Annotated in this window: 15 protein-coding genes and 1 pseudogene; 7 read left to right on the top strand and 9 right to left on the bottom strand. The window is 67.6% G+C overall.

Annotation, left to right across the window (positions count from 1 at the left end; translation table 11 throughout):
- The first annotated feature begins 145 nt into the window (after window positions 1–145).
- Genes ACFYZ3_RS17165 through ACFYZ3_RS17150 form a run of 4 tightly spaced genes read left to right on the top strand, consistent with a single transcriptional unit; the run spans window position 146 to window position 5,293 of the window.
- The gene (locus ACFYZ3_RS17165; RefSeq protein ID WP_388517944.1) at window positions 146–1,510 is read left to right on the top strand and encodes a helix-turn-helix domain-containing protein; all 1,365 of its coding nucleotides are present in this window, start codon (window positions 146–148) and stop codon (window positions 1,508–1,510) included.
- Complete coding sequence (locus tag ACFYZ3_RS17160; RefSeq protein ID WP_115744645.1) at window positions 1,507–2,244, top strand: toll/interleukin-1 receptor domain-containing protein; 738 nt, start codon at window positions 1,507–1,509, stop codon at window positions 2,242–2,244. The genes ACFYZ3_RS17165 and ACFYZ3_RS17160 overlap by 4 nt, the downstream gene beginning before the upstream one ends.
- Window positions 2,241–4,229, top strand: a complete 1,989-nt coding sequence (locus ACFYZ3_RS17155; protein ID WP_388517940.1) for a hypothetical protein — start codon at window positions 2,241–2,243, stop codon at window positions 4,227–4,229. Before ACFYZ3_RS17160 ends, ACFYZ3_RS17155 begins: the two co-directional genes overlap by 4 nt.
- Window positions 4,226–5,293 carry a hypothetical protein gene (locus tag ACFYZ3_RS17150; RefSeq protein ID WP_388517938.1) on the top strand — a complete coding sequence of 356 codons (1,068 nt, stop codon included), beginning with the start codon at window positions 4,226–4,228 and terminating at the stop codon, window positions 5,291–5,293. Before ACFYZ3_RS17155 ends, ACFYZ3_RS17150 begins: the two co-directional genes overlap by 4 nt.
- An 826-nt stretch (window positions 5,294–6,119) precedes the next feature.
- Here ACFYZ3_RS17150 and ACFYZ3_RS17145 read toward each other — a convergent pair.
- The 6 genes from ACFYZ3_RS17145 to ACFYZ3_RS17120 all read right to left on the bottom strand — a co-directional run bounded on the left by ACFYZ3_RS17145 (window position 6,120) and on the right by ACFYZ3_RS17120 (window position 11,202).
- A complete protein-coding gene (locus ACFYZ3_RS17145) occupies window positions 6,120–6,512 on the bottom strand; it encodes a type II toxin-antitoxin system death-on-curing family toxin (RefSeq protein WP_388517935.1) in 393 nt (130 codons plus the stop codon).
- Window positions 6,509–6,703 carry a ribbon-helix-helix protein, CopG family gene (locus ACFYZ3_RS17140; RefSeq protein WP_030862426.1) on the bottom strand — a complete coding sequence of 65 codons (195 nt, stop codon included), beginning with the start codon at window positions 6,701–6,703 and terminating at the stop codon, window positions 6,509–6,511. The genes ACFYZ3_RS17145 and ACFYZ3_RS17140 overlap by 4 nt, the downstream gene beginning before the upstream one ends.
- A 618-nt stretch (window positions 6,704–7,321) precedes the next feature.
- Window positions 7,322–8,506: an ABC transporter permease gene (locus ACFYZ3_RS17135; protein ID WP_388517932.1), complete on the bottom strand. Its 1,185-nt coding sequence runs from the start codon at window positions 8,504–8,506 to the stop codon at window positions 7,322–7,324.
- A 107-nt stretch (window positions 8,507–8,613) separates the two neighbouring features.
- Window positions 8,614–9,339, bottom strand: coding sequence for an ABC transporter ATP-binding protein (locus ACFYZ3_RS17130; RefSeq protein ID WP_388517929.1), 726 nt, complete (start codon window positions 9,337–9,339; stop codon window positions 8,614–8,616).
- Window positions 9,336–10,424, bottom strand: a complete 1,089-nt coding sequence (locus ACFYZ3_RS17125; RefSeq protein ID WP_388517927.1) for a hypothetical protein — start codon at window positions 10,422–10,424, stop codon at window positions 9,336–9,338. The genes ACFYZ3_RS17130 and ACFYZ3_RS17125 overlap by 4 nt, the downstream gene beginning before the upstream one ends.
- Window positions 10,425–10,494: 70 nt before the next feature.
- The gene (locus ACFYZ3_RS17120; RefSeq protein ID WP_388517924.1) at window positions 10,495–11,202 is read right to left on the bottom strand and encodes a hypothetical protein; all 708 of its coding nucleotides are present in this window, start codon (window positions 11,200–11,202) and stop codon (window positions 10,495–10,497) included.
- A gap of 112 nt (window positions 11,203–11,314) precedes the next feature.
- Between ACFYZ3_RS17120 and ACFYZ3_RS17115 the strand changes: the two genes are divergently transcribed.
- The 3 genes from ACFYZ3_RS17115 to ACFYZ3_RS17105 all read left to right on the top strand — a co-directional run bounded on the left by ACFYZ3_RS17115 (window position 11,315) and on the right by ACFYZ3_RS17105 (window position 14,577).
- The gene (locus tag ACFYZ3_RS17115; protein ID WP_388517921.1) at window positions 11,315–12,067 is read left to right on the top strand and encodes a response regulator transcription factor; all 753 of its coding nucleotides are present in this window, start codon (window positions 11,315–11,317) and stop codon (window positions 12,065–12,067) included.
- A 34-nt stretch (window positions 12,068–12,101) separates the two neighbouring features.
- Window positions 12,102–13,895 carry a sensor histidine kinase gene (locus tag ACFYZ3_RS17110; RefSeq protein ID WP_388517918.1) on the top strand — a complete coding sequence of 598 codons (1,794 nt, stop codon included), beginning with the start codon at window positions 12,102–12,104 and terminating at the stop codon, window positions 13,893–13,895.
- A gap of 187 nt (window positions 13,896–14,082) precedes the next feature.
- Window positions 14,083–14,577, top strand: a complete 495-nt coding sequence (locus ACFYZ3_RS17105; protein ID WP_388517915.1) for a hypothetical protein — start codon at window positions 14,083–14,085, stop codon at window positions 14,575–14,577.
- 70 nt (window positions 14,578–14,647) lie between these two features.
- On the opposite strand, the pseudogene ACFYZ3_RS17100 reads toward ACFYZ3_RS17105, so the two are convergent.
- From ACFYZ3_RS17100 to ACFYZ3_RS17090, 3 genes and pseudogenes are all read right to left on the bottom strand, one after another.
- Window positions 14,648–14,888 (bottom strand): annotated as a pseudogene (locus tag ACFYZ3_RS17100) (transposase); the annotation flags it as partial.
- A gap of 47 nt (window positions 14,889–14,935) precedes the next feature.
- Entirely contained in the window at window positions 14,936–16,177 is a 1,242-nt protein-coding gene (locus tag ACFYZ3_RS17095) for an amidohydrolase family protein (RefSeq protein ID WP_388517912.1), read from the bottom strand.
- Window positions 16,178–16,359: 182 nt separating this feature from the next.
- A complete protein-coding gene (locus ACFYZ3_RS17090; RefSeq protein WP_388517910.1) occupies window positions 16,360–16,803 on the bottom strand; it encodes an Rrf2 family transcriptional regulator in 444 nt (147 codons plus the stop codon).
- Window positions 16,804–18,329 lie beyond the last annotated feature (1,526 nt).

The following is an 18,329-nucleotide window of genomic DNA, read 5'->3' as shown; positions in this document are numbered from 1 at the left end:
AGCCACCCGCCCGCCGGAAACACGAGCATCGGTCTTCGGGAAACCCAACTGCCCCGCACGAGCTTGCCGCACTCGCCATAGGAGAAGGAAACGGGAAACAGCTTCGATCGCCTTGTCCGTCCGGGAGTTGGTGCCGCACTCTTCCGTGCAGTACCGCCTCAGCCCGGACGACCGGGTTCGGGAGGTGCCCGTGCCACATCCGTCCACATCGTTCGGCGAGGAACTGAGGAAGCGGCGTCTGGAGGCCGGACTGAGCCTGACGGACCTGTCCGGTCTCGTGCACTACAGCAAGGCGCAGCTCAGCAAGGTCGAGCGGGGCATCAAGGCGCACAGCCGAGATCTCGCGCGGCTGTGCGACGCCGCACTCGGTGCCGATGGGGCACTGATCGCCCTGGGCACCCCTACCGCTGTCGACTCACTTGCCGTGTCGGCCCCAGGCCGGGTCGAGGAGGAGAACTGGATGATGCAGTTGTCACCGGACGGCCCGAATTCGTTCGGGCCCGTGGGCCGCCGTGAGGTGATGAATGCCGGCGTCGCCTCGCTGATGACCTGGAGGTCGAACGGATCAGGTCCGGCTTCCCCAACCGCCGGCGCGGGCATGCTGGAAGCCTCACGCTCCCTGTTCACGCACTACCGCAGACTCGGGCAGACCGTGGATCCCGGCCTGCTCCTGCCCGTTCTGATCGCGCAGACACACACGCTGCGGGAGCTGTCGGCGCAGAGCGACAGCGGCACCAGGCGTCGCCTGCTGGCACTCGGTTCCCGGTACGCCGAGTACGCGGGCTGGCTGGTGCAGGAGACGGGGGACGAGCGTGCGGCGCTGTGGTGGACACAGCGTGCGGTCGACCTGGCCGCCGCCGGCGGTGATCAGGCACTGGCAGGTTATGCGCTGGTCCGTAGGGCGTTGGTCACGCTGTACAGGGAGGACGCCGAGCAGACGATCGCGCTGGCCCGCCGGGCGCAGAACGACGTGCTGCCGTCACGGATCCGCGGTCTCGCCGCACAGCGCGAAGCGCAGGGTCACGCCCTCGCCGGTGATGTCGGCGCCTGTCTACGTGCCCTGGACCGGGCTCGTACTCTGCTCGCCCGCCGGGACGGCACTGCCGAAGGTGCTGACGGCCCGGTGATCGGATCCATGCATCTTCCCGATTCGGTCGGCATGGTCACCGGCTGGTGCCTCGTCGATCTCGGGCGACCGCGCGAGGCGGGCGAGGAACTGGATCGACAGCTCACTCTGGTCGGCCCCGACGCGGTGCGTACGCAGGTCCGGTACGGCGTACGTCGCGCGCTCGCCTATGCCTGCGCTGGCGAGATCGACCACGCCTGCGCGCTGACGGAGCCATTGCTCGACGGCGTGACGGCGGTGCGCTCGGCGACCGTCACGACCGATCTCCGACGGCTCGTCAGGGTGTTGGGTCGCTATCTGGACCACCCACCGGTACGTCGGCTGGCGCCGCGGCTCGGCACCTTGTCACGCCCGACCATCCCTCTTGAGGAGTCACCGTCATGAGCGAGATCTTCATCAACTACCGGACAGGAGACGGAGAGAAGACCGCGGCTCTACTGCGTCAAGGATTGTCGCACCGCTTCGGTCCGGGACACGCGTTCCACGCGTCGCAATCCATCGTCCCCGGTGAAAGCTGGCCCGAACGGCTGCTGGCCGCGGTACGGCGCAGTTCCGTACTCCTGGCCGTCATCGGTCCGGACTGGACGAACTTCCGTACCCGGTTGGAGGATCCCGAGGACTGGGTGCGCAAGGAGATCGAGGAGGCTTTCGAGTGCGAGGTCCCGGTGGTCCCTGTCCTGGACGGACGCAAAACCAGTCGGCTGAGTAAGGCTGATCTGCCGCACGCGTTACAGCGGCTCGCCGATCTCCAGTCCATCGCGTTCGACTCCGGTGACACCGAGGTGTGTGTCGCGCGCATCGGTGACCTGATGGCCGACCTGGTTCCCGGCCTTGAAGACCGGTCCGGGACCGAGACGGGGACGCCCCCGCCGGGCAGCGTTACCAATTCCATCGGGACCGTGAACGGTACGGCCGTACAGAGCCGTGACTTCAGCGGTGACGTCGGCACGGTAGTCAAGGGTACCCACGGTCCTGTTCACACCGGGAACGGCAACATCTACTCGCATTCACGTCAAGTCTCGGGTGGCGACGGGATGACGTACTCCGAAGGTGACCACCACGGCGCCGTCCAGCACCGGTTCGGTGAACGGGACGGTCACGAGGACAAGGACCGGTGAGCCAGTACACCAGTACCTGGGTCCGGGACTCGGGCGTCACGGTCACGGGCTCCGGCGACGTCTACATCGGAACGCAACTGCAGGACTCGGACAAGCCGGCGTTCCGCCGCATCGCCGAGGACCAACTCCACCGACTGCGCTACGTACTGGTCGCTCCGCCGCGCATGGGTGAGGCTCGTGCCGTACTCGCCGACACCGGCACCGTCATCCTGGACGGTGCGCCGGGCATCGGCCGGTCGGCTGCGGCCCGCGTACTGCTGCACGAACATCACCGGGACAGTGGTGTCTTCCACGAACTCCTGCCCGGTGAGGAGGGGGAGCTGTCCCTCCAGGACCCCGCTCTGGTCGGGACCGGTGATCAGTTGCTGCTGGATCTGTCCGCCGCGGACGACCGCCGCTGGGCCGCGGCCCAGGCCGACCTCCCGGCGCTGCGCAAGGCCGTGCACGAGCAGCGGGCTCACCTGGTCGTGGTCATGCCGACCCGCAGCATTCTCGACGCCGACCTCCAGTACTGCCGTGTGGTGCTCGGACAGCCACCCGGAATCGGCGTTCTGCGGCGGCATCTGCGCTTGCACGGTGTGCCGCCTGAGCAATATCTCCGGCCGGATGGCACCGTCACCGGGTTCCTGACGGCGAACAGGCCGATGCGGGAGATCGCGGAATTCGCCGACCTGGTGCGCCGAGCACGCGAGGCCGGTCAGCCCGGAGACGGATTCAGTCAATGGTGTGAGGCGGCCTGGCGGGCGCGAAACGACGGCCGACGGGAAGCCGCCGCGCTCGTCACCAAGCTACGGGAGGCGCCCCAACGGGCCCTGATGATCGCGGTGTCCATGCTGCACGGGGCGCATGCCGATGTCGTTCACCGCGCGGCCGAGCAACTCCTGAGCGCCCTCGGGCCTCCGTCGGAGGGTGACTCGCCGCTGCAACACCGGGACCTCGCCGAGCGACTCCTTGAGATCTCGGCCACTGCCACCCTCAACGGACAGGTCCGGTTCGAGAGGCTGGATTTCGACTCCGCCGTTCGTGCCCATTTCTGGGACCACATGCCCGATCTCCGCCCTCATCTCGGCACCTGGGCCGCGAGCGTGGTGGAGCTGAACGACCCGCACGTCGTCCCCGTCGTACGCGACGGCCTGGTGGAACGAGTGGCCGGTGAATATCTGCGGACCGGACGTGCGGACGGGCTGGGGGCACTCATCGAAGGCTGGAGCACCGGTGGGACGAGCCGCCCTCGTCTGGAAGCGGCCGTTCATGCGCTCACCTGCGGGTTGGCGGACCCGGTGCACGCCAGAGCCTTCCGTGAGCAGATCTACCAGTGGTGCGCCAAACGGAGCCTGAAGGGGGAGCTCGCGCAGGTGCTGGTCCGCGTCTGTGCCGACGTCCTCTCGACCAGTCATCCCGATCAAGCCCTGGTCAGGCTCTACCACCTGGCCCGGCGTGAGCGCGGCACGACGCGTGCCCGGCAGGCGCTGTGCGAGCTGGTGGCGCGCAGCCGCCGACTGCACCGCGTGCTGCTCGACCGTCTCGCCCATTCCGACTTCTCACCCGCCAATCTCGGGATCTTCCTCCAGGCCAGCGACCCCGAACTCTTGACACAGCACACCGGCACCTCGCACACGCTGGTCGACGAACAGGGCGCACAGGGCTCCCTGACGACCTGTTGGCACGCGGTACTGGCCGAACTGCCGCCTCCGCAGTGGCAGGCCGAAGTACGCCGTTGGTTTCACTGGGTGGCCGCCGACGCCGGACCGCACGGCGGGCTCCTGCTCGGCCTCCTCGTCAGCGCGGCACAGCGGTGCACAGAGGAACGGGGCAAGGTCTTTGCTCTGCTGTACACGTGCGCCCGCGACGCCGAGCGCACCGGCCCGGGAGATGCGGCGCGGGCCGCGGAGATCACCGGTCTGCTGCTCCGCAAGATCAGCGCGGCTCAAGGCATCGCTCCGGCCACACCGCCGACGACCTCACCCGGGGGTACTCGACCATGACCACCGCACGGAAAACCACAACCGTCTTCCTCACCGTTCTGAGCGGCCTCCTGCTGAGCATCGTCGGTCTGACTCAGCGGTGGCCGGCATGGACTTGGCCACTGCTGGCAGTGCTGCTGTTCGTCGTCCCCGCAGTCGTCTTCCGGATCGCCGCGATGCGCCGCGGCACAGTACCGGTGGCTTTCGAGGAACAGCTCACGGCCGCCCCCGTGGAACGCACGGAACACCGTGTCAGCCAGGTCGTGCTGCCCAGCAAGTGGGCCGACTACGACTTCGTCTTCTCCGCGACCGTGCGTTGGTACCTCGTCGACGCTTCCGTGAGTGGCCCCGTTCTCAACCCGGCGAGTCTCGCCGTCGACGCGGTCCTGAAGCGGGCCCACGCCATCACCGAGCAACGAGAACCAGTCCGGGCCTCACTCGTCGAGCAGGAACTGGCCGGCGCCCTCAGCCGGATGCTGCCCGAGCCCACCGGGCACCTCCAGGCGATGGCGGAGAACGTCCAGCTCGTCCTGGCGGAACAGGACCAGGAACGCCTCGACAAGCTCGCCGACGTACGCAAGGACGAGGAAGTCTGGGTGCACCAGCGCAAGTACGAACAGAGCAGGCGCCGGTACCTGGGCGAGGACGTTCTCAAAAACACCGGCAGCGCTGTGGTCTGGTGGCTCACCAAGAACGACGAACACGTGGAACATACGGTGAACGACCTGGCCCTGCTCGCTCAGCTCACCTCGGCGGCCAATGACACCGACATTCCCGAACGGCTTCGGGATCTGATCTCTCAGCAGGCCGGCGAGCCGACGACGTCGGACTTTCCCAGGGAGGAGCCTCCCTCGGCGCCGCAGGGACGGGAAACGGCCACGATGCATCTCTCCGACTTCCTGAACAGCATCGGTTTCACCGACGGTGACGTACGCCGTCCGATGCTCGCCGCACAGATCGCCGGCCTCATCAAGGAGCAGAACCGCCACGAGACCGCCGAGGAGATTCAGCACCACTTCGATCCGCCGGCGTCCCTCGCCCCGGACGACGACGAGGCACCCACCTCCGGCTCTCCCCTCGCCTAGGAGAAGACAGATGGACAGCGAACTGGCCGTTCGCGGCGTCGGGTGCCGCCACACTGGTCTCTCTCATGGTCACCGATTCCTGGACACAGGCCCGGGAACTTGTCGGGCGGCACCTGACCCGCGCAGGTGCGGACCCCGACACGTTCGATGACCTGCAGGACACCAGGGCCCGGCTCCTCGCCGCCGACTCCACGGAACGTGAACGGACCGCCCGCGAGATCAGCCGCAGATACGGTGATCGTCTGCGCCGACTCGCGGATGCCGACGACGGCAGCGGTGAGGCCCTGCGTACTCTGCCGACCTCGTTACTACAACTCTCGGCGTCCGCGGCACACAGCGAGCGCACGGTGGACACCGCATCAGCGGGGGCGTCCAGCACGGCCCCGTCGTCCAGTCGGGCACCGTTACTGGGCTGACCTTCTACGTGGATCACGTCGATCGCACGGATCGCCACCAGTGCCGGCGCAGCGAGGGCACCGCGCGTTCCTGGACTCGGTCAGCCTGTTCCTGCCCAACTCGGATGATACGGATGTCGTGACAACGCGAGTTGGCCGCCCTGGGGCAGCCGCGTAGAGCTACGCGACGCCCGACGGTCACGGCATCCCGGAACCCATCCGGCTAGGTCGTCGGCATCGTCGGCATTGCGTCGAGCGGCGGGGCGGGAACCGGCAGGAGGTGTGCGTCGACCCAGGTATCCCCCGTCGCCCCGGTGGTCCAGGAGGCGACGATTGCGATACTCCCGGACCAGCCAATGCGGCCATGTGTGGGTGGCGTTCGACAGCTCGTGGGCAGGGCACGCGCGTGTCCTGCCCTGCGTCGTCGAAGGTCAGGGAACGGGGAACCAGACCGCCAAGCGCTTTGCAATGACCGGTACATCGACCTTGTCCTGCGCGACGTCCTCGACGAACGGCCCAGCAACGGAGACGGGCGGCGGGACGGTGCTGGCACTCACGCCGTTGAACCGCAGGAAGACACGCATGGCGAGCCAGGCGGTGCGCTTGTTGCCGTCGATCAGCGCGTGATTACGGGCAACGGAGTGAAGCAACGCCGCCGCCTTCTCGTGCAGCGTGGGATACAACTCGGCCCCGAACACGTTCGTCCGGGGTCGCTCGATCGCCGACACCAGAAGGCCCATGTCGCGCACGCTGTGCTCGGTGCCGTTGACCGTGCGGGCGATGGCCAGGATCTCGTCAATCTGGACGTAGCGTGCGTTCGTCACTTCAGGTAGTCCAGAATCTCCGCATCGCTGTCCATCAGCTCGGCCAGAACGTCATCGACCTTCAGCTCGGCCCGGTCCTGGGCCTCACGGATGGCCTCAATGGCAAGTTCCTGCTTGCTGCGGCCCTCGCGACGAGCTCGCTCGGTGAGCTTCGCGTCCAGGTCGTCAGGAAGTCGGAGTGTCATCGCCATACAGGCATGATACCTGACCGGTATCACGGCCGGCGGTTCGAGCCGCGCCCCCTGAAAACGTGAGGTCCAAGGCACCTGATGAAGAGGTGCAGCAGAGACTTCCGCTGCAAGCGTCATCCGAGCGTCAAGGATCTCCGAACGACCCTCTCAAAGCGTCGCCGATACAAGTCCCTCGCTCACGAATGTGCAGGTCAGCGGGTTGTGGAGATCGACCCGCTCGAACCGCTACCCGGAGGGAAACAGTCCGAGCAATCCGCCCGGACAGCGAAAGCTCAGGTCAGGACCCCTTGCCAGCAGGCTCGATGATCGCCACGCACTCCACATGGTGCGTCATCGAAAAGATATCGACCTGAGCAAGTCTCGGAAAAGACCAGGTCAAAGCCTTCTTCTCGGCTCGCTGTCCTGCGCACGGACGCCCAGAGCGTCAAACGAGCGTCATGACGACCCAGCCATTTCTCCCGGGGGCGAGACCTTCAGCCCTGGGGAAGACTGAGCACGGCCCGCTGGTAGACCGCGTCCACCGTCTCTTGCTCCCTCTCGCCGACTGCCGTGATGGAGGAGGACGCCCATCGGTCGGCTCACGTCGCAACCGGCGGCTCCCGACACCGGAGAGCGGGATCACCCCGTGCTCAGCGCCTCGGTCGGTGCCAGGCGGGCAGCGCGCACGGACGGGTACATCCCTGCAAGGACGCCGATGGCCATCGCTCCGCCCGTGCCCATGGCGATGGCGGACAGCGGGATCACCGGTGGCCAGCCCTGGTACGTCACGTAGGCGACGGTGGCGAGAACGCCGATCACCGTTCCTGATACTCCACCGAGCAGGGAGAGCACCAGGGACTCGGTCATGAACTGGCCGCGGATCTGTCCCCGGTTGGCGCCCAGCGCACGCCGGAGGCCGATCTCGCTGCGTCGTTCGAGCACGGAGATGTACATGGTGTTGGCGACTCCGATACCGCCGACCAGCAGGGCCACCCCCGCCAGTCCCAGGAAGAGCACCGAGAACGTGCTGTTCACGGCGCGTTTGGCGGCCAAGGCATCCGATGGCCGGCTCACCTGCACCAGCCCGGGGAGCTTCGGGTACACGGTGGCGGGAAGGACGTCGGCCACAGCTTCCATGGCGTCCTCGTCGGCTCGCACATAGATGACCGTGGGGTGTCCGTCGAAGCCGAGCTCCTGCTCCGCCGCCTGCCAGCCCACCAGTACGGAGCGGTCGAGGTCCTCGGCGAGAGGGATCGGATCGAGGACGCCGATGACCGTGAACCACGTCTGATCAATGACGACTTGCGGGGCCTCCTGCCCCGGGACGATGCGGGGGATTCCCAGCCGGGCAGCGGCTTGGTGGCCGAGCACGACGGTGGGTAGCCGGTTGGTGGCGGGGGTCAGGAAACGGCCCGACCTCACCCGGCCGTTCACGGCGGGAAGCAGGTCGTCCTGGCCGGCGAGAACGTTGAGCCCGAGTCCGTCGTTGGGGTCTGTCCGGTCGGAGCGCCGGACGATCGCATGCGTGTTGGCCACGGCACTCGTGCGGCTCACCGGCGCGATCCTGGCGGCCATTGCCGCCGCTTCCCGCGGCAACAGCACCGGGGGATTCTGGTTGGACTGCGGCTGCGCTCGGAGCAGGTTCGTGCCCAGCGCCGCGAGCTGCCGGTCGAGCGCACTGTGGCTCGACGCCGGAATCCCGGTGACGAGGACGAGGGTGAGGGTGCCGATCGAAATGCCGAGGGCGGAAAGCGCCGCCCTCATGGGGCGAACGCGGATGCCGAGAAGGCCGAGACGCAGGATGTCCGACGGTGCCAGTCGCACGGGTCGGGCCGGATCGCCGCGCTCGACGGCGGCGGAGGGGTTCGGGACGTGGCGCCCCCGGGCTTCTCTCAGATCCAGGTCGTCCCGATGGCGAGTTCTCCCACGGGTCACGCGTCGCCCCCAGGGGTCAGAGACGCCTCAGGGTGTGAGTCGGTGACGACGCGCCCGTCACACATCTCGATCCGGCGTGGCAGGCGCGCTGCGATGTCCCGGTCATGGGTGATGACGGCGATGGTGGTGCCTTCGCTGTTCAGCTGGGTCAGCAGATGGAGCACGGACTGTCCGTTCGCAGTGTCGAGAGCGCCGGTCGGCTCGTCGCCGAGTACCAGCGCCGGTTCGTTGACCAGTGCTCGGGCGATGGCCACTCGCTGGCGTTCGCCTCCCGAGAGTTGGTGCGGCAAGTGGCGTGTGCGATGGGCGAGACCGACACGGTCCAGGGCGGTGACGGCCATCGGCTGCCGACGGCGGCGGGGCACGCCCGAGTAGAGCAGTCCGGTGGCGACGTTCTCCTCGGCGGTGAGGCCGTCCGTGAGGTGGAAGTGCTGGAATACGAAGCCCAGCCAACGTCCGCGCAGCGCGGACAGTGTCCGGTCGGACAGCTGTGCGGCGTCCTGGTCGCCGATCCACACCGTGCCGCCCGTCGGTCTGTCGAGGGTGCCCATGATGTTCAGCAAGGTGGATTTTCCGGACCCCGAACGGCCGACGATGGCCAGCAGCTCGCCCGCCCGGATGGTCAGGGATACGTCATCGAGGGCGGTGACCCCTCCCGCGTACACCTTGCTGACGTTTCGCACGGTGAGCACGGCCGAGCCCGTTCCCGGCGGGCTTGTCATGATGCCGTCACCACCACGTCGCCTTCCTCGATGCCGGCTCCGCTGACCTCCACGAGCCCCTTGGCGAAGAGGCCGGTCGTGACCCCGACCAGCTTCCCGCCGGGACGCTGCAGCGCGTAACCGCCTTCGCTCAGGGCGAGGAGGGCACCTACGGGGACCACCAAGACGTTCTCCCTGGTCCGGGCCGTGAAGACGACCTGTACGGACGCCGCGTCGAGCTTGGCGACATCGTCGGCGTCCGACGGCTGGACCCTCACCTCCAGGGTGGGCGTCGTGTCGGTGCCGGCACCCGCTTCGGCGGCGTTGCCGCCCTGCACGGTGGTACCGATGGACCCGACCGTGCCAGGAACACTCTTGGTGTCGGGAAGGATGATGGAGACCGCGTCGCCTTGGTGCATGGACCCGGCACTGCCCGCGTCGGCCTCCACCGTGACCGTCTTGTCCTGCGAGGTGAGGGTGAGGACTTCTTCGGTGGCCGGGTCACCCAACTGCGCCTTGACGGCGTCGACGCGTGAGGGGCCGGACAGGACCACGGCCCGGTCCGGGGCCAGAGTCCCGGTGGCCTCCTGGCCGGTGTCGTGCTGCCAGCGCTTGAGCGCTGCCAACACTCCGGTGGTCAGTTCGGTGCCGGCCTCGCCCGCCTCGCTGCCCTCGCGCGATGCCGCGGACCGCTGCGGCCGAGGGCCGATGTCATAGCCCAGGGCTTCCAGGTTCTCGACGAGAACGGTCACGTCCCGCCCGGTCGTCCCCGCCTTGTCCAGCTCACGGAAGAAGGGAGTGTCGCCGAGGAACGCCGTGACCGGCTCGTCGTTCACCCAGTACAGGGGCTTCCCCCGTGAGACGACCGAGCCCGGGGCGGGCAGCCGGCTGATGACGCCCTTCCCGGACCCCTTCACCGTGACCTGCCCCCCGAAGCCCAGAACTCCCGGCAGCGTCCGGGAGTCGGACAGGTCGGCGCGCTTCACCCGGGTGGTCTGAGCGGACGGAGCTGCCGCGGGGCCGGGTTGCCGGCGCTCACCGTGGTCCGACAGCGCTCTCGCCCCGTAGACCCCGCCCGCGGCCACCACGAGGACCGCCACTGCCACGGTCCCCTTGCGCACGGTGCGGAAAGCCCTACGCGGCCGTTTTCGGGACGAGTTGCCACGGGGCGAGCCGCTACTTGTCACCGAACGCCTCCAGCGAACACGACTGCTCAGCCTCGGGGACTCCGGATTCCGGCAGGGTGCCCGTGGTGTCCTTGTCATAGGTCCAGCTCAGGCCGTCGGCGCTGACACTCGTGTCGGCGACGAGGTGGATCTTCATGCCCTTGCGCTGGAGGCACTTGACGTACACGCGGAAGTCGTCCGCGAAGTGCGGGTTGCCCTCGGGCGTGGTCTCGGGAGGCTGAAGCGGCAGCTTGACCAGGCAGGCCTCGTAGGCGGGACGGTACTTGGGGGCGTCCGCCCTGCCCTGCTCCGGGGCTGCCTGCTTGGCGCCCGCGAGGGCCGCCCGCTTGGTGTTCATCGGTACGCCGTGCGCCTGCAGGCATGCGTTGTAGGCATCCGTGAGCCGCTGCTTCTCCTCCTCGGAGGTGTCCAGGCGCAGCTGAGGGCGCTTGGCGTCGACGGCCGAGTCCTGGGCCTCGTCCTTCGACGCCGGCTCCTTGCCCGTCGGTGAGCCGGACGCCAAGGTGTCCACGCTCTTGCCGGAGCCGGCCTCGGCGTCCTCACCGCTGCCGCATGCGGCGAGCGACATTCCGGCGACCACGGCCAGACCGGCGGCGAGAGCGCGCAGCCGCGGGCGGCGCACTGGCGGATTACGGGAGTGCTCCGGGGCGTCGACGGGGCCGCGGAGCACCGGCGAGTGCTGTGCATGCCTGTTCATGCCGATCAGCGTTCACCAGCATTGTCAGGTGATTGTCAGGAACTCATGGCGATGGGGTCTGCTTCCCACGGCACGGGCAGAACACTGCCGTTGTCGTTCCTAAACTGACGCCATGCGTGCACATGTGATGGTGGCCGAAGACGACGCCGATCAGGCCGAACTGGTCCGTCGCTACCTGGAGCACGAGGGCCACGAGGTGACCCTGGCTCAAGACGGCCGCTCCGCCCTTGACCTATTGCGCGGCCGACGCCCGGATCTGCTGGTCCTCGACGTGATGATGCCCCGGGTCGACGGACTGGACGTGTGTCGTGTCATACGTGCGGAGCCCCGTCTCGCGAACCTTCCCGTGCTCATGCTCACGGCCAGGTCGTCCGAGGACGATCTACTGCTCGGCCTGGATCTGGGCGCGGACGACTACATGACGAAACCGTTCAGCCCCCGCGAACTCATGGCGCGCATCCGGTCGCTGCTGCGCCGCAGCGACAGAGCCCCGGACGCCGAGACCGACCGGGAAGCACGCAACGCCGTCCTGCGGGCCGGGCCGGTGACCGTCGACCGTGTCCGTCACGAAGTGTGGGCGTACGGCCGTGCGATCCGCTGCACGCCGGGAGAATTCCGCCTCCTCGACATGCTCGTCGAGCACGCGGGTCAGGTGCTGTCCCGGACCCAGATCCTTGAGCGTCTGCACGGCTCCGACCCCTTCATCACCCTCAGGACGGTCGATGTCCACGTCATGAATCTGCGCCGCAAGATCAAGGACGTTCGACCGGGCCCGCAGGACGTCATGCCTCTGGTGACCGTGTACGGAGTGGGCTACAAGCTCACGAACACTCCGCACGACCAGCAGGCGCACCCGTATGGGTAGGTTCCGCAAGGGAAGAAGGGTCCGGATCTCGGCCGTGCCGCTGCGGCGCAGTCTGCTGCTGCGCCTGCTGGCGGTGTCGGCACTCGTGTCGGTCTGCTCGATCACCGCCACCGCATGGGTGGTCCTGCAGACCACCGCTGTCGTACTCAGCCGCGAGCGAGGGCAAGCACTGGCCGACGACGCCCGGATCTACGACACCCTCCTGGGATACGCCGCGGCGCACCCGAGTTGGAACGGCGTCCAGCCGACCGTCGACCACCTGGCACAGTCAGGCGGTCACCGCATCGTTCTGCTCGGTGAAGACGGGCACCTCCTGGCGGACTCGAACGCCGACCGGAATCGCCCCTTCCAGCCTCCGCAGCAGGCATCCGCGGTCATCGACCCCCTGGCCGTCGACCCCGAGTTGAACAAGAACACGGACGACGGCCGGTCAGGCACGGAGCGGATCGACCCCCGGGCAGTGGGACCGTTCAAGCTGTCCGAGGAAGACAGCGAAAGGCTGACGCGCACTGCGAAGCGAGTGGTCCTGTGCCTGCGCGAGTTCTACGACACCCAGGCCCACGTTCAGATGTCGCCCGCCGGACGCCCGAAGGTGGTGGTGCCGAACCCCGGCGGTACACCCACCCTCGGTGAGCAGCGCTGCTCCCCCGGGTTCACTGATCCGACACCGTCGGAAGAGAAGGCCCTGGAGGGACTCACGAGCCTCGTCAACGCGTGCCTGGCCCGTCGGGAGGTGGACGGGGTGAGGCTCGCGATTGACGGCAGTTGGGAACCCCGGACCCGTCACGCACCCCCGGCCTCGACAGTCCTGTCGTGTCTGACGACCAGCCGCAGCCAGCAGTTGGCACCGTATGTGGCACCCGCCGCGCTGCTGTACGTCAGCAGTCCCGGACGTACGGCGACGACGTTCTTCGACCTCTCCTCCGCGAACCGGCTCCGCATCGCGGGCTGGGCCGCCGCCGTGCTGGTGATGACGGTTACCGTGACCACGCTGACCGGCATCCGCCTGGTGAAGCCGCTCAGGACACTGACCAAGGCGGCCATGCGCATGGAGGGCGGGGAGGCGTCCCCGAGCGTGCTGGTCCGGGGAGGCGATGAGATCGCCAAACTGTCGGCCGCCTTCAACGCGATGTCGCAACGCCGCGAACAACTGGAATCAGCACGCCGGGACATGACCAACGACATCGCTCATGAACTGCGCACCCCGGTGAGCAACATCCGGGGCTGGCTGGAGGCGGTGGAGGACGGCATCGCACAGCCCAACGCCGATCTGGTGACCAACCTGCTGGGACAAGCACTCCAGCTCCAGCACATTGTCGACGATCTTCGGGACCTTTCCGCGGCAGAAGCCGGCGAGCTCCGTCTGGTTCCGGCGCCCGTCGAGCTCATGGAGCTGCTGGCTGCCGTCGCCGTGGCCAACCGGGCCACGGCGACGGCAGCAGGCGTGACCATCACGGTCGTGGACACAGGACGCGTCCCGGTCATCGCTGATCCCGTACGGATACGCCAGATGATCGGCAACCTCGTGTCAAATGCGATCCGCTACACACCCGCGGGCGGGTCGGTCACTCTGAGTGCCCACGTCGACCTCGACACCGTCGTGATCGACGTGGCGGACACCGGGACCGGGATCTCGGCCGACGAGTTGCCGCACATCTTCGACCGGTTCTGGCGCGCGGAGAAGTCCCGCAGCAGACAAAGTGGCGGCAGCGGCCTCGGACTGGCCATCGTGCGCCGCCTGGCCGAAGCACACCAGGGAACGGTGACCGCGGCCAGCACGCCGAACGTCGGCTCGACTTTCACACTTCGCCTGCCGCACCACTCATGAAGTGCGAGAAGTGGTTCAGCGCCGGGGCGGGTCGAGCCAAGTCGGCTGCAGTGAGGATGCGACGTGGTGACACTCCCGGTGGGTCTGCCCCCTCGGCCGACTGACGTCTCGACTGTCCTGTTGGGGATTTGTCGGCCCGCCGGGTGTCACCACGCACTCGGCCGGACGGGCGTTTGTGACCCAGGCCATGAACCAGATTCGTGGCCTGCTCGTCTCCGCCCCGGCAATGCTGCGGGAGCAGACCACCGGTCTGGACCGGGCCGCGTTGCTACGGACCCTGGCCCGGCTGCGGCCGGGCGGGGACCTGTCCCGCCCACTCGCCGCGGCCCGGGCCGCCCTGCGGCGGCTCGTCCGCCGCCACCAGGCCCTGGACGAGGAGATCACCGAGCTCAACGCGGAGATCGTCCCGCTGGTGAAGCAGGCGGCCCCGGCACTGCTGAACCTGTTCGGCGTCGGCCCCGAGACCGCCGGTCAGCTCCTGGCCTCGGCCGGGGACAACCCCGAACGCATGCGCTTCGACGAACGCACCCGCGCCCACGTCGAACGACGCACCGAGGAAGGGCTGAAACAAGAAGACATCATGCGCTGCCGCAAGCGATTCGTCGCCCGCGAGGTCTACCGCGCCCTGACCACCACACCAACGGAACGAATCACTCAAACCGATCTCGCTCCTGCCGCTTGACAAGCATAGGAGCGTCCCGCGCGTGTTCCATCGGCACTCGCGCAGTCCCGGGGCGGGGTGCGTCAACGCAGCAGGGCGCCTTCCACCCGCAGGTCGCACCGCAGTTCCTGGACCGTCTCGAAGTCCGACAGCCCGTGCAGGGCCTGCAAGGTGACCGCGGCGGCCAGGATCTGTGGCGGCATGCTCGGCCGTCCGTTCGCCGAGGGATACATGTCCGCGAACATCTCCGCCGGGAACAGCTCGCCGCGGTGCTGGGCCAGGAACGCGAACACACTCCCGGCCGGGATCAGCTCCCGGCAGGTCTGCCACACATCCGGCCCGACCGTCTCACCGACCCACCAAGATCTTCATGAGTCTTCTAGCGTTTGTCGACGGCGAGTTCGCCGTTCAGGATCACCATGCGGAGGTCGCGTACGTTGCGGATGTCCGTGGTGGGATCGGCGTTCAGCACGAGCAGGTCGGCGCGCTTGCCGGGGGTCACCGTGCCGAGGCCGGGGCGGACACACTGCCTCGACGCACCGCTGGTGCCTGCGGCCAGTACCTGGGTGGGCGTCATCCCGGCCGCCCTCATGAGTTCGGCCTCTTCCAGGGTGTTGGCTCCGAACAGGCCCCGACCGCTGAAGGTGTCACTGCCCAGCGCGATGTGCACGCCGGCCTCAGCGACCTTCCGGAGATTGTCGCGGGCGTCCGGGTGGGCGTCGTCGATCCAGAGCGTGGGTGTGTAGGTGATGCCGCGTTCGAGCATCAGGTCGATGAGCGAGTGGTCGGTGAGGGGCTCGACGGTGACACCGTGCTCCAGGCCGTCCGCCCCGGCCTCGATCGCCTCGCGTGCCGCGGCTTGCTGGGTGGTGTGGACGGTAACCCGAAGGCCCCGCTCATGCCCGGCCTCGATGCCCGCCCGAAGGAGATCGAGGGGAAGCCGTTCCAACGCGACACCATCCGGAAAGGCGGGGTTCTGCCAGAGGTATCTCGGCCCGCCGGAGTGTGCGCACGCGCCCTCTGACAGGAGTTTGATCGCGTCCACCTTGTGGTCAGCCAGGTGGTGCACCAGGTCGCGGATCTCCTGCACGCTGCCGGCCTCTCCCGTGAAGCGTTCGCGCGCCCAGGGGTTGTCGCGGAAGACAGTGGCGGCGGGGTGCCCGTCGCGTCCGGTGATGCCGCAACCGGTCGCCAGCAGGCGCGGGCCCCGCAGCGTGCCTGCGGCGATTCTGGCCCGTGTGTCCAGGATTCCGTCCGTCGGATCACCCACCGACTTGATGGTGGTGATCCCGTGGTCGAGGAACAGCCCGAGCCGTTCAGGAAGCTCGTTCTCCTCGAAGGCCCGCATCGAATCGGGATCGGAGACCGCGCGCACGTCGTAGAAGTGGACATGAGTGTCGATCAGTCCCGGCATGACCCATCCTCCGGCCGCATCCACCTCCTGTCCGCCCCTGAGCGGCTCGGCCGATACGGAAGCGATCCGTGCGCCGTCGACGGCGACGTCATACAGACCGGTGAGCACCTGGCGGCCGTCGAAGACACGTGCGCGACTGATCACGAGGTCGTAGGTCACAGGACCGCGAGCCTCGGCGCTCGCGATCGCTTCGTCTTCCTGGTTCATTGCTCTCACTCCTGGCACGTTCTGAGCAGGTGCTCAGGTTCGGGTGCGCGTAGATGGACCGTGCGGGCTGACACCGGGAGCCGGGAGACCCTGGAGTACCGCACCCCGGAACAAACTGAAATCAAACGAGTTACAGTTTGGGCGTGCGTCGTGACGTGGGACATGTGTGCGTCACCGCTGAATCAGCGGTCCTTCGCTTCGCCGTCGGAGGCCAGTATCTGTTGCAGCAGGGCGGCGATCGTCGTCCGGCCGAGCCGCTCCTCCAGAGCTCGCTCTGCGTTCTGGAACTCGACGTCAAGCAGATCGCCGATGTTGCGGCCGACCACGCACGCCCCGCTGGGCGGATGAGGGTGCCTCGAGAAGACCTGCTCCCCCTCCACGGCGGCGTACGCGTCATAGAGCGTGATGTCCCGCGAGGTGCGAGCAAGGGACCAGCCGCCTCCCCGCCCCTCGGTGGACCGCACCAGATGAGCGTCTCGCAAGCGGCCGAGAATGCGCCGCACGAGAACCGGATTGCTTTCCAGACTGTCCGCGATCTCCGCGGAAGTCAACGAGCCTCCACGCCGGTGCGCCAGCATCGCAAGCGCGTGGATCGCGACCGCGCTCCTACTGCTGAGCCCCGCCATCTCCGACTCCTGCCGCCGCCGACAAACTGCCACCAACCTAGTTGCAGTTAATTCGATGGTCAACCGAGTCGTCCGGGGGCCTCGGACCCGAAGCGGGCCGGATGCGCCCTGGTCGGCTCATCGCCTTCACGGCCCGACACCTCCGGTCGCCCGGCACGGATACCCACCCGCCGAGGTCTTGGACGCGGTCGAGCTCATCACCAAGCAGCTGGAGTTTTTCGCCCGAGAGTGGACGCGAGAGGAATTCAAGGACTGACGGCTTTGACAAGCAACAGTCCACACTACGCGGCGATGACAACCTTGACACCGGACGGCGAACACGGTGGACCTCGTGCCGCAGGCAGGTGTGGTTCGAAAACCGGGTGCAGCGCATGCAGGCCGATATCCTCAGACTCGACGGCGAAGACGGTTCGCTCCTCGTCTCCGCGCCGGAGCAGGAACCAGTCCATGAGTCGGGTCAGTCGGTACCGGTGACGCCCGCCCTCGGTACGGCAGACGCGTCACCGTCATCGAGGCCCCGCAGGTTGGTGAAAACGGAAGGTTCCGCAAAAGCCCGACATATCGATTGACCCGCGCTATCTGATCCAGGACGACCACCTCACGCCCCGTCAGAAACAGCGTCAAACGAGCGTCAAGAACATTTCCCGAACCCGTCCCTTACGGAGTTGAGGCCGAGCGTTCTCGACTCACCCCTGCTGCGAAACCGCAGGTGATACGCGTGGCGGGAACCTACAGCATGCTCCACGCGGTGAACCTACGGAAACATGTCGGCACAATCCGCCCGCAACCTGGGGAATCAGAGAATCAGCAGGTCAGCGGCTCTTTACTGCGGGCTCAAGAATTGCCACACACTCCACGTGCGACGTCATCGGGAATAGGTCGGAAAATAGGATCATCCTAAAATCCCAGGTCAGACGGCATTTACAGGCCCTCCGTCGACCCGAAGCCCGCCGTGAGCGTCAGACGAGCGTCAAGCGATCCCGCCTGGCAGGCCGTTCAGGACCGGGTGACTGCTGACCTCACGGCCGATCTCGACAGACATGAAGGGCTCCCCGTTGCACCGCACAGCCGCTTGAGTACTACACGTAGTTGGGCCGACGCCTGAAGGCTGACTCCCGGGCGAGCACGGCAGCCTCACCCTGTGCGCACTCCCGCTTCCAGGCCAAGCGGCACCGATGCACCGGCTTTGCGGTCGCAGCCGCATGCCTTCACACTGGCAAGCTTGCCGGCGGGAGTGCAGCCTCTCGCTCTTCCTGGGACAGCCCGGCAGACCTGTGGGTGCCCGGAACATTTCGGGCCGAGGAGGACACCGCAGTCTCCCTCGTCGCCGGGTCCGGCCACTCCACGCCCTTCCGCCGGCGGGCTACGCGAGGAGGTTCAGTCGAGCGCCCATGCCTTCCCACGCATCAAGTACCGCTTCGTGGGCTCCGGGGGTCTGATGCAGGTTCGGGTGACAGGTTCGGTCACGCGGCCTGGAGAGCCGGAGTGGTCATGACGGTCTCGAATTCGATGGGGGTCAGCCGGCC

It is taken from the genome of Streptomyces sp. NPDC001599 (assembly GCF_042893535.1).
Lineage (GTDB): Bacteria > Actinomycetota > Actinomycetes > Streptomycetales > Streptomycetaceae > Streptomyces.
The sequence above is the reverse complement of the archived record's forward strand: the minus strand, read 5'-3'. Positions and strand labels throughout refer to the sequence as shown.